9 protein-coding genes, 1 tRNA gene and 1 pseudogene are annotated in these 11,384 nt (G+C 60.4%); 5 read left to right on the top strand and 6 right to left on the bottom strand.

Translation table 11 applies throughout. The features are described 5' to 3' along the window. Window position 1: 1 nt before the first annotated feature. Window positions 2-74 (bottom strand) — tRNA-Glu (locus ACQ4MY_RS28485). Between the two features lie 382 nt (window positions 75-456). On the opposite strand from ACQ4MY_RS28485, the gene ACQ4MY_RS28480 reads away from it, so the two are divergent. Then, window positions 457-1,215 (top strand): hypothetical protein, encoded by a 759-nt coding sequence (locus tag ACQ4MY_RS28480; protein ID WP_045123332.1) that lies wholly within the window; start codon window positions 457-459, stop codon window positions 1,213-1,215. Window positions 1,216-1,466: 251 nt separating this feature from the next. Here the strand turns inward: ACQ4MY_RS28480 and ACQ4MY_RS28475 are convergent, their stop codons facing one another. The 4 genes and pseudogenes from ACQ4MY_RS28475 to ACQ4MY_RS28460 form a co-directional block, all read right to left on the bottom strand. Then, window positions 1,467-2,330: a methyl-accepting chemotaxis protein gene (locus tag ACQ4MY_RS28475; RefSeq protein ID WP_440097206.1), complete on the bottom strand. Its 864-nt coding sequence runs from the start codon at window positions 2,328-2,330 to the stop codon at window positions 1,467-1,469. Continuing rightward, window positions 2,328-2,552 (bottom strand): annotated as a pseudogene (locus tag ACQ4MY_RS28470) (HAMP domain-containing protein); the annotation flags it as partial. The pseudogene ACQ4MY_RS28470 and the gene ACQ4MY_RS28475, both read right to left, overlap by 3 nt. 990 nt (window positions 2,553-3,542) lie before the next feature. Next, entirely contained in the window at window positions 3,543-4,916 is a 1,374-nt protein-coding gene (locus ACQ4MY_RS28465) for a PLP-dependent aminotransferase family protein (protein WP_440097202.1), read from the bottom strand. 186 nt (window positions 4,917-5,102) lie between these two features. Continuing rightward, window positions 5,103-5,864, bottom strand: coding sequence for an SDR family oxidoreductase (locus ACQ4MY_RS28460; RefSeq protein ID WP_158829169.1), 762 nt, complete (start codon window positions 5,862-5,864; stop codon window positions 5,103-5,105). A 238-nt stretch (window positions 5,865-6,102) separates the two neighbouring features. On the opposite strand from ACQ4MY_RS28460, the gene ACQ4MY_RS28455 reads away from it, so the two are divergent. Next, window positions 6,103-7,107: an NADP-dependent oxidoreductase gene (locus tag ACQ4MY_RS28455; protein ID WP_440097200.1), complete on the top strand. Its 1,005-nt coding sequence runs from the start codon at window positions 6,103-6,105 to the stop codon at window positions 7,105-7,107. 149 nt (window positions 7,108-7,256) lie between these two features. Here the strand turns inward: ACQ4MY_RS28455 and pyrF are convergent, their stop codons facing one another. Further along, the gene (gene pyrF, locus ACQ4MY_RS28450; RefSeq protein ID WP_162483045.1) at window positions 7,257-7,955 is read right to left on the bottom strand and encodes an orotidine-5'-phosphate decarboxylase; all 699 of its coding nucleotides are present in this window, start codon (window positions 7,953-7,955) and stop codon (window positions 7,257-7,259) included. Window positions 7,956-8,251: 296 nt separating this feature from the next. On the opposite strand from pyrF, the gene ACQ4MY_RS28445 reads away from it, so the two are divergent. The 3 genes from ACQ4MY_RS28445 (at window position 8,252) to xopAW (ending at window position 11,135) form a co-directional block, all read left to right on the top strand. Beyond that, window positions 8,252-9,001: a response regulator gene (locus ACQ4MY_RS28445; RefSeq protein ID WP_008087827.1), complete on the top strand. Its 750-nt coding sequence runs from the start codon at window positions 8,252-8,254 to the stop codon at window positions 8,999-9,001. Next, window positions 9,001-10,050, top strand: a complete 1,050-nt coding sequence (locus ACQ4MY_RS28440; RefSeq protein ID WP_440097199.1) for a sensor histidine kinase — start codon at window positions 9,001-9,003, stop codon at window positions 10,048-10,050. The genes ACQ4MY_RS28445 and ACQ4MY_RS28440 overlap by 1 nt, the downstream gene beginning before the upstream one ends. Window positions 10,051-10,280: 230 nt before the next feature. Further along, window positions 10,281-11,135: a XopAW family type III secretion system calcium-binding effector gene (gene xopAW / locus ACQ4MY_RS28435; RefSeq protein ID WP_440097198.1), complete on the top strand. Its 855-nt coding sequence runs from the start codon at window positions 10,281-10,283 to the stop codon at window positions 11,133-11,135. Window positions 11,136-11,384: the final 249 nt, after the last annotated feature.

The raw sequence follows: 11,384 nt of genomic DNA, 5'->3' as shown, positions 1-11,384 counted from the left end.
GCGTCCCCTAGGGGACTCGAACCCCTGTTACCGCCGTGAAAGGGCGGTGTCCTAGGCCACTAGACGAAGGGGACACACTACAACTTCACTCCCTACCGCGTTTCGCTGTGCGCTTTACGCTGTAAGTGGCGCGCATTCTATGGATGGATTGAGAGGTCGTCAACCCCCCGATATAAATTTATTTAAATCAATGACTTCGCCCTGCTTTGCGAGGCCGATCGGGCTTTTCCGTCGCCCGACGTTTGACGCCTATATTCCGCCACCCGCCAAGACGTTATAGTCAGCGCACAGTGATGGCAATCTGCACATCAAGCGCCAGCATTCATATAAGCAGCACGCGGCCGATACAGATTGAACCTGCCGATCCAACTCGTCGAGCGGCGCTAGGCGCCTAAATGCCCAGCCACTACACTCGCATGCGAACCCTATAAAGAGGTCTTACCGGTGACACCACTCATGATCACCCTGCTAGTCATAGCCGGGATCGCAATTCTGATCGCCATTGGCTACATGAACCATGTGGTGGAAAACAACAAACTGGAGAAGGCCCGCACCAAAGTCGAACTCAACGACCGCCTGCGCCGCTGCGGCGAACTGACCGAGACCTTCCCCGGCCAGTTCATGACCCCCGGCCTCAAACTGCTGTTGACCCGTCTGGAACTCAACGTCTGCCAGCGCCTGTTGAACCTGGAAAAAACCAGCGCCACCACCAAAGCTCGTATCACTGAACTGAGCGCACTGGTCGCTCAGGGCGAATCAATCCCGGTCAACAACCCGCCGGCGCCGATCCTGACCGAAGCCAAAGCCAAGGACGTGCGCTTCCTCCTCGAAGCCTTGCACGGCCAGATCACCCGCGCTGCCCACGACGGCTTCCTGCCGCCAAACGAAGCCAAGCAGTGGATTCGTGAAGTCCGCCACATCCTGGTGCTGCTGCACATCGAGTTCTTCAACAACCTCGGCCAACAGTCCCTGCAACAAAACCAGCCCGGCCAGGCCCGCCTCGCCTTCGAACGCGGCGTGCAATACCTGCGCAAACAGCAGGATCCGCAGATATACGCCGAACAACTGCAATACCTGGAAAAACTGCTGGCCCGCGCCAACGCCCAGGTCATGGACAAAATTGCCCCGGTCGAAGGCGAAGAGAACCAACTGACCGCCGGCCTCAAAGACGTCGAGGCGGACGCAGACTGGAAGAAGAAAGTCATCTACGACTGATCGCAGGGGATGAAAGAGAAGCCACCGAGGGGTGGCTTTTTTTGTGGGTGGTCGAGGGAGATTTGGGGGGGAATGTCAGGCCGCTATTGCTGGCAAACCCGCTCCCACAGGGATTGGGTACTGTTTTAGAAATGGTCAGGCCGCCTTCGCGATCAAGCTTTGCTTCTGCAAAAGAAGATCAAAAGATCGCAGCCTTCGGCAGCTCCTGCATGAAACTTGTGCACATTCAATCGTGGAGGGGCTGCCGAGGGTCAGAGCCGAAAGTGGCCAACCATCGAGCGCAACTCATTGCCCAACTGCGCCAGCTCAACACTCGACGCCGCATTCCCGCGCATCGCCAGCGACGACTGATCTGCACTCGCCCGAATACTCGTGACGCTGCGATTAATCTCCTCAGCCACCGAACTCTGCTCCTCGGCCGCCGCCGCAATCTGCTGATTCATTTGCTGAATCAACGAAACCGCTGCCGCAATACTCCCCAGCGCACTCTCCGTCTGCAACGCATCACTGACTGCCAGCTTCACCAGCTCACCACTGCCCTGAATCTGCTGCACCGACGAATGCGCCGCTGCCCGCAACGCACTGACCAAGCGCTCGATCTCCTCGGTCGATTGTTGCGTGCGCCGCGCCAACGCACGCACCTCATCCGCCACCACTGCGAAACCCCGGCCCTGCTCCCCGGCCCGCGCCGCTTCGATTGCCGCGTTGAGCGCCAGAAGATTGGTCTGCTCGGCCACGCTCTTGATCACCTCGAGCACCGTTCCGATATTCTGAATTTCCGCGCTCAGGCTCTCGATGCTGGAGCTGGCCGATGACGCCGAATCCGCCAACTGCTCGATCCGCGACATGCTCTGACGCACCACCTGCTGACCACTCTCGACCTTGCCATCCGCCGTTTGTGCGGCCAACGCCGCTTCTTCGGCGTTGCGCGCCACATCGTGTACGGTTGCGGTCATCTGATTCATGGCCGTGGCAACCTGCTCGGTTTCCTCTTTTTGGCTGCTGACCTCAAGGTTGGTCTGCTCAGTCACCGCCGACAATGATTGCGCCGAACTGGCCAGTTGCTCGATGCCCGCCTGCAAGCCGCTGACAATCGTGCTCAACCCCGCGCCCATCTGTTGCATGGCCTGCATCAACTGGCCTATTTCGTCCCGTCGCGTCACTTGCACCGTGGCGCTCAAATCGCCGGCAGCAATCTGCTGCGCCACCTGAATCACGCTGCGCAACGGCGCCACGATCAAGCGGGTAATAACCCATGCGGCGATCAGGCCCACCAACAATGCCAGCGCCGACGACCCAAGAATCAGCAACGAATTTTTCTTCAGCTCCGCCTGCATCGCACCGTCTTCAGCGACATAGGCCTGATTGACCCGCTCCACCACTTGCGCGGCGCGCTGGTGCAATTGTTCGTAGACGGTTTTTTCCTGCGCCAGCAGTCCGGTGTATTCGGCGAGTTTGTCGTTGAACCCGGCGATGTGCCCGGACACCTCATTGAGCACCGTCAGATAGCCCTCGTCCTTGACCGTTGCTTTCAGCTCCTCGGCCTGTGCCTGAGCCTGCGCCGCCTGTTCGATGTTGCCCTTGCCCGCACTGTCGGCATCGCCCTTGCGGCTTTGGTCCAGACGAATTCGCGCCTCGTTCATCGCTTGCAGCATCAAGCGAGAAACCTGGCTGACCTGACTGGCTTGCTCGATAAACTGCGCACCGTCCTTGCCCTCGGTGTCTTTCAACGTATAAGCACCATCATCGGCCAGCCCGGCCTGCAACACATCGAGATTGTTGGCCACGCTGGACACCGACCAACTGGCCATCTCCAGCGCCAGATCCTTGGCTTGTGTCAGCGATACGAACTCATCGAACGCCTTGCGATAGGCGCCCAGCGACTGTTCGACATCACTCATCACCGGCACATTGGCGGGCGACAGCGCCTTGAGTTCGTTGGCCTGGGCAATCAGCCCATCGACGCCTTGACGCAAGGCATCGGCGGTTTTCGGGTCACCGCGCAAAGCGTATTCCTGCTCCAGCAGGCGCACCTTGAGCAGGCCACTGTTCAGCGCAGACATCTGCTTGAGCCCCTCGAAGCGCTGACTGATGGTCTGCAGGGACCAGACCCCGATGGCCGCGACCAGCGCGGTCAACAACAGCACCAGGACAAACCCGACACCCAGTTTTTTCGCCATACCGAGGTTGGCAAAACGTCCTTGCACGGCCGAAATCATTGCGCGTAGTCCCCTGCCATAGTCTGTGCACGAAGATTCGCAACGGCCACGAACCAGCACAAGTCTCTGGCGTCGGAATAATGGCAAAAAGCTACGCTCGCGTCGTTTTCAGAACACTCGAGGTCGATCCGCACAGGTACTGCGAAAAAACTGCCGAGCCCGAGGGTCGCAGGCGTAGGCGACGTTGATCCGGTGCCACTCGCTGGCCTCACCGCTGGGACTGAAGGCGTTCGGCGCAGACAACACCACATCATTACGCTGCGCGTGTCGGCGCAGACGCACATGATCGGTCATGGAAGAACGCGCCCAGATGAACAACCCGCCGGTCGGCTTGCCGAAAACCTCCCAGTCCGCATCTTCGAGCGCTTGCAACGCCGCTGCGCGATCGGTATTCAAACGCTGGCACTGGCGCTGCACCAGTTTGCGATAAGCGCCGCTGCCCAAAAGGCTGGCCAGCACCGCCTCGCTGAACCCGCAAGCGCCCAGGCAACTGATCATCTTGACCTGCGCCAGCCGGGCGATCAGCTCGGCGTCAGCCAGGATGAAACCGACCCGCAGCGAACTGCTCAGGGTTTTCGAAAAACTGCCCACATAAATAACCTGTTCATCCAGCGCCGCCAGTCGCGTGCCGTTACCACTGTGCAGATCGGCGTAGACATCATCTTCAATCACGCGCACGCCGTGCAGCCTGCACAGCTGCAGGATCTGCTGCGCCACAGTCGCCGTCAGGCTGGTGCCGGTCGGGTTGTGATGATGACTGTTGATGAACATCGCGACCGGCTGAAACTCCCGCAGCAGCGCCTCGAGTGCGACGACATCCGGCCCCAGCGGGGTGCGACGCACCTCGAGCATGTGCACGCCATGCAAGCGCAGCAGGTTGAACAATGGCGCATAACCCGGGGTTTCAACCACCACGCAATCCCCGGCCCGCAACAGCGTCCGCACGATCAGATCAAGCGCGTGGCTGGCCCCCGCCGTGGTCAGTAGCTGGCTTTCATGGGCTTCGATGCTGAGGGTTTTAAGGCGTTTGACGATCTGCTCTCGCAGGGTGAAAAGGCCCAATGCCGAGCTGTAGCCGAACAGACTGGCCATGTCGGTGCGGGCGACCTGCCTGATCGCGTAGCTCAGGTCGTCAGACTCTCGCCAGCCCTGAGGCAAACCGCCGCTCCCCAGCTTCAAGCCGCCCACTGTTGCACACATCCCTGCGCAGCCGACCTCGCCGGCCGTTCTGCTCAGCGTTTTGGGTGACGCCGCCACCATAAATCCCGCGCCCTGACGGGAGGCCAGAATGCCTTGGGCAACCAGCCGTTCGCAGGCCTCGGTCACACAGGACTGACTGAGCAGATTGCCCCGGGCAATTTGTCGAACCGAGGGCAGACGCGTGGCGGGTGGCACGCCACTTCGCATGATCCAGTCAGTGAGTCCGTCAACAATCTGCTGCACTACCGGCACCAATGCCTGGCGGTCAATTCTCAATTCCATGAGCTCGTAAACTCCTGTCCGTTTTGCTGGCGGCAGTAAATCACAGCCGCGCCGCACAGGCTGTGCGACAACGCCGTCAAAAGCGACCGTTCTAACGCCTTGATACACATTGTTTAGCGGATACACAGAGCAGGCTGCCGGCATAAAAAAACCCGCACCAGGGCGGGTTGGTTTTCAGGCGCGGCTTCAGAACGCGGTGACGCCACCGTCCACGGCCAGCGAGTGCCCTGTGGTGAAGGCGGCGCCGTCGCTGCACAGGTACAGCACGGCGCTGGCGATCTCCTCGACTTTGCCGATACGGCCGACCGGGTGCATGGCATTGGCGAACTCGCCCTTCTTCGGATCAGCCTCATAGGCACGACGAAACATGTCGGTGTCGATCACCGCCGGGCACACCGCATTGACGCGGATTTTCTTCTTCGCGTATTCAATGGCTGCCGATTTGGTCAGGCCGATCACCGCGTGTTTCGACGCCGCATAGATGCTCATTTTCGGCGCTGCGCCAAGTCCGGCCACCGAGGCGGTGTTGACGATCGCCCCGCCGCCCTGCGCCAGTAACAGCGGCAACTGATACTTCATGCACAGCCAGACGCCTTTGACGTTGACGCCCATGATCGCGTCGAACTCGTCCATCGAGCCTTCCGCCAGTTTGCCTTTCTCGATTTCGATGCCGGCATTGTTGAAGGCGTAGTCGAGACGGCCGTAGGCATTGATCACCTCGTCCATCAGATTTTTCACTTCGCTTTCGACGGTCACGTTGCAACGGACGAAGGTCGCTTCGCCGCCGGCTGTACGAATCAGCGCCACGGTGCCCTCGCCCCCCGCGGTATCCAGATCGGCGACCACCACTTTCAAGCCTTCGGCGGCGAATGCCTGGGCGGTCGCACGGCCGATGCCGTTGGCCGCGCCTGTGACTACGGCAACCTGACCGGAAAACGTCATGCTCATTGTTATGTCCTCGAACGCAAAGATGCAGGGGGATGCTTGTCGTTGCAGCATAGCGACAGCGGGTTATCAGACGTCAGCACTATCCAGTGGCTGTTTAAGTGCTCATGCGTCGCAGTGATAAACCTGTGCGGGTGACTATCACTGCACTGGATCGACTAGCATTCGCCGCATCAGCCAACCTTGCGACGTTGCCGTCGAAGGTCTATCAACAAAGCTTCATTCAACTCGAGTGCCTGTCATGACTTCCCAGACCAATCGCCAGTTCCTGCTCGCCAAACGCCCGGTGGGTGCGGCCACCCGCGAGACTTTTACCTATCAGGAAGTACCGGTCGGCGAGCCGGCGGCGGGACAGATTCTGGTCAAGAACGAATACCTGTCCCTCGACCCGGCCATGCGAGGCTGGATGAACGAGGGCAAGTCCTACATCCCGCCGGTCGGTCTCGGTGAGGTGATGCGCGCACTGGGCGTAGGCAAAGTCATCGCCTCGAACAATCCAGGGTTTGCTGTCGGGGACTACGTCAACGGTGCCATTGGCGTGCAGGATTACTTCCTCGGCGAGCCCAGAGGTTTCTACAAAGTCGATTCGAAACTGGCGCCGCTGCCGGTGTACCTGTCCGCACTGGGCATGACCGGCATGACCGCGTATTTCGCCCTGCTGGATGTCGGCGCACCGAAGGCTGGCGACACCGTGGTGCTGTCCGGGGCGGCGGGTGCGGTGGGCAGCATTGCCGGGCAGATCGCCAAGATCAAAGGTTGCCGCGTGGTGGGTATTGCCGGCGGCGCCGACAAGTGCAAGTTCCTGATTGATGAACTGGGTTTCGACGGCGCCATTGATTACAAAAACGAAGACGTGATCGCCGGCCTCAAGCGCGAATGCCCGAAAGGCGTGGACGTGTATTTCGATAACGTTGGCGGTGACATTCTTGACGCCGTGCTCAGCCGCCTGAACATGAAGGCGCGGGTGGTGATCTGCGGTGCGATCAGTCAGTACAACAATAAAGAGGCGGTCAAAGGCCCGGCCAATTACTTGTCGCTGCTGGTCAACCGCGCGCGCATGGAAGGTTTTGTGGTGATGGATTACGCGGCGCAATACGCCAGCGCGGCGCAGGAAATGGCCGGCTGGATGGCCAAGGGGCAGCTCAAGAGCAAGGAAGATATCGTCGAAGGCCTGGAGACCTTTCCGGAGACGCTGATGAAGTTGTTCAGCGGTGAGAACTTTGGCAAGTTGGTGTTGAAGGTTTAACGTCGAAGATCAAAAGATCGCAGCGTTCCGCAGCGCCTACAGGGGTTTACATAACCTGTAGGAGCTGCCGAAGGCTGCGATCTTTTAACGTTTTCGACCACAAGACAGGCAAGATCAAAAGATCGCAGCGTGCCGCAGCTCCTACGGGATCAGGCGATTTCGGCTACAACCGAAGCCAGCGCCTGCGCCGGGTCAGCCGCCTGGCTGATCGGACGACCAATCACCAGATAATCGGAACCGGCATCCAGCGCCTGACGCGGGGTCAGAATGCGGCGCTGATCGTCCTGCGCGCTGCCCGCCGGGCGAATCCCCGGGGTCACCAGTTGCAGCGACGGGTGCGCGGTTTTCAGCGCCGTCGCTTCCAGCGCCGAGCACACCAGACCGTCCATGCCAGCCTTCTCGGCCAACGCGGCCAGACGCAACACTTGCTCTTGCGGCTCGATGTCCAGGCCGATACCGGCCAGGTCTTCACGTTCCATCGAGGTCAGCACGGTCACGCCGATCAGCAATGGCTGCGGGCCGCTGCGCTTGTCCAGCTCTTCACGGCAGGCGGCCATCATGCGCATACCGCCGGAGCAATGCACGTTGACCATCCACACGCCCATCTCGGCGGCGGCTTTCACGGCCATCGCGGTGGTGTTGGGAATGTCGTGGAATTTCAGATCGAGGAATACTTCAAAACCCTTGTCACGCAGGGTGCCGACGATTTCCGCGGCGCAACTGGTGAACAGTTCCTTGCCCACTTTGACCCGGCACAGTTTCGGGTCCAACTGGTCGGCCAGCTTCAGTGCGGCGTCACGGGTGGGGAAATCCAGGGCGACGATGATAGGAGTCTGGCAGGCGGACATGAATGGGCTCTCAGGCAGGTCGAAATCGGCGCGCATTGTAGCGGAACCGGCGGCGGCGCGGCACCCGATGATCGGTAAATCGTCGCGCCGACCGTGATCAGCATAGCGCTCGCTGCTATTGTGTCGACTCCGATACACAACCGACACGCCAGCAACAAGCGCCCGCGCTAGCCTCGCCAGCCGCAACACGCCCTTACATCAGCACTTCCCGCCTCACGGCCGGACGCCTATGCTGAAACCACAACCTCGCAGCCCATCTTTGTGGTTGGCGGCCTATCTGGCAGACGAACAGCCTCATGCACAACACCCAAACGACCGCGACTGATGAGCCTAAAGACGACAAGCGCTGGAGCATTCGCGCATTGATCGTCGACGACGATGTGCCGATCCGCGAGCTGATGATCGACTACCTCGCCCGCTTCAACATTCACGCCAGCGGCGTCACTGACGGTGCAGCGATGCGCGTGGCGATGCAGGCCGAACATTTCGACGTCGTCGTGCTCGACTTAATGCTGCCGGGTGAAGACGGTTTGTCGCTGTGCCGCTGGTTGCGCGCCGAATCGGACATCCCGATCCTGATGCTCACCGCACGTTGCGAGCCGACCGACCGCATCATCGGCCTGGAACTGGGCGCCGATGACTACATGGCCAAGCCATTCGAACCGCGCGAACTGGTCGCACGCATTCAAACCATTCTGCGCCGGGTACGCGATGACCGTACCGAGCAACGGGCAAACATTCGTTTCGACAATTGGCGCCTGAACAGTGTCTTGCGTCAGTTGATCGCCGACGACGGCCTCGTGGTGCCGCTGTCCAACGCCGAATTCCGTTTGCTGTGGGTTTTCATCGAACGCCCGCGCCGGGTGCTCAGCCGCGAACAATTGCTTGATGCCGCCCGTGGTCGCTCGATTGAAGCGTTCGACCGCAGCATCGACCTGCTGGTCTCGCGCTTGCGGCAGAAACTCGGTGACGATCCAAAAGCCCCGCAGTTGATCAAAACCGTGCGCGGTGAGGGTTATCTGTTCGACGCCAGGGATATCGGCTGATGCGGGCGCGCTTCGACACGCTGTTCGGTCGCCTGTTTGGCGTGCTGTTCGTGGCGATTGTCCTGGCGCACCTGTTGGCTTTTGCCTGGTTCCACCATTACGGACCGCCGCCCCCTCCGCCGCCGCCTGAATTTTCCCAAGCGTTTGACGGCCAGCGGCCCGCGCAAAGTCCACGCTTCGAACTCCGTCCGCCGCGCCCCTGGTTTGGCGGGCCGGTGGTGCCACTGACCTTTCAATTCATTACTTTGATGATTGCTGCCTGGTACGGCGCGAAACTGCTCAGTCGGCCGATCCAGCGTTTGAGTGACGCCGCTGAACGCCTCAGCGAAGACCTCGACAGCCCACCGCTGGACGAGTCCGGCCCCCGTGAGGCGCGGCAGGCGGCGCACACCTTCAACCTGATGCAACAACGCATTCTCGAGCAGGTTCAACAGCGCGCGCGCATGCTCGGTGCCGTCTCCCACGACCTGCGCACACCGCTGTCGCGCCTGAAACTGCGCCTGGAAAACATCAGTGACGACAAGCTGCAGAGCCAGATGCGCCAGGATCTCAACGACATGATCGGCATGCTTGACGCCACCCTCACCTACCTGCACGAACAGCGCACCAGCGAAGCCTTGCAGTTGATGGATGTGCAGGCGCTGGTCGAATCGTTGTGCGAAAACGCTCAGGATCAGGGCGCTGACGTTGAGGTCAACGGCCATTGCGCACCCTTGCCGGTGCAACCGATGGCGCTGCGCTCGTGCCTCAACAACCTGTTGGACAATGCCCTGCGCTATGCCGGCCAGTCACGCATCGAACTGCACGATCAACGTGAACAGTTGCTGATCCGCGTGATCGATCACGGCCCGGGGATTGCCGAGGACAAGCGTGAAGCGGTGTTTGAACCGTTTTATCGCCTGGAAGGTTCGCGAAATCGCAATTCTGGCGGAGTCGGTCTGGGCATGACCATCGCCCGCGAGGCCGCGCAGCGTTTGGGTGGACAACTCAATCTGGAAGAAACCCCCGGCGGCGGCCTCACCGCGATCATTCGCCTGCCGCGCCCCTGAAAACACACCTCCCCCTGTAGGAGTGAGCCTGCTCGCGATAGCGATTTATCTGTGAGAGTTGCTTTGCCTGACACACCGCTATTGCGAGCAGGCTCACTCCTACAGGGTTCGTGGAGCGCTTTCAGTCTGTGTACCCCTCGGTACAAACCTCACATACCCCTGACAACTTAATCCCTGAGGCTGCATAAGCCGGTATACCCACCGGTTTTCCATTCCAGGGAGTGAGTCCGATGATCGGTAGCGTCAGCAACTACACGAGCTATACCAGCACCAGCAGCACGACCACGCAAAATGCACGCAGCCAGCAACTGCAAAAAGAACTGTTCGCCAAACTCGACAGCAACGGCGACGGCGCGGTGGATCAGGACGAACTGAACAGTGCCCTGTCGCAAAAGTCCGACGACGGCCTGCTGGTCAGCCTGAGCAAGCAATTCGGTGATCTGGACAGTGACGGCAGCGGCGGCCTCAGCGCCGAAGAAATGACCGCCATGGCGCCACCACCGCCACCGTCCGGCAATCAACCGCCGAACACCGACCTCGCCGACGCCCTGATCAGCGCCCTCGACCTCGATGGCGACGGCGCCATCAGCAGCGACGAACTCAGCAGCGGCCTGACCAGCGCCGGCAGCACCGCCGACAGCAGCAAAATCTTCTCGGCTCTGGACAAGAACGAAGACGGCGTCGTCAGCCAGGACGAACTCACCGCCAGCCTGACCCCACCGCCACCACCGCCACCGCCAATCAACAGCGACGAATTGTTCGGTCAACTCGACGCCGATGGCGACGGCAGCGTCACCGCCACAGAACTGAGCAGCGCACTGCAAGCCAGCGACAGCACCTCATCGAGCAGCACCGACACCAGCGCCGCACTGCTCAAAGTCCTGGACAGCGACAGCAGCGGTGGTGTGAGCAGCGACGAGTTGAAAGCGGCATTGCAAGCGGGACGCGAACGTCCAGATGAACAACAGACAGCCTCGACCCAAAGCACCACCGAAGCGCTGAACCGCATGATTGCCAACCTGAGCAAACAGTATTCGCTGGAGCAAACGGCGTCGGTGGGCAAGTATTTGAACGTCGCGACGTGAGCTGACCGGGTGAACGGTGATCGTTTCCAGGCTGGGTCTGGAAACGGTCATTTGTGTGCCTTGCGGAGGATATTGGCGGGCTGCAATACCCCATCGCGAGCAGGCTCACTCCTACAGTTTGAGCCGGGTGCATTCAGAGGGAAATGAGTTGACTGGCAGGCCGTCATCGCTGGCAAGCCAGCTCCCACAATTTGAATCGGGTACGTTCAGAGGTAAATCGGACGGCGGTCAGGCCGCCATCGCGAGCAG

It is taken from the genome of Pseudomonas sp. SM4, assembly GCF_051913165.1.
Taxonomy (GTDB): Bacteria; Pseudomonadota; Gammaproteobacteria; order Pseudomonadales; family Pseudomonadaceae; genus Aquipseudomonas.
Note: the sequence above shows the minus strand (reverse complement) of the source record. Positions and strands in the feature narration are given on the sequence as shown.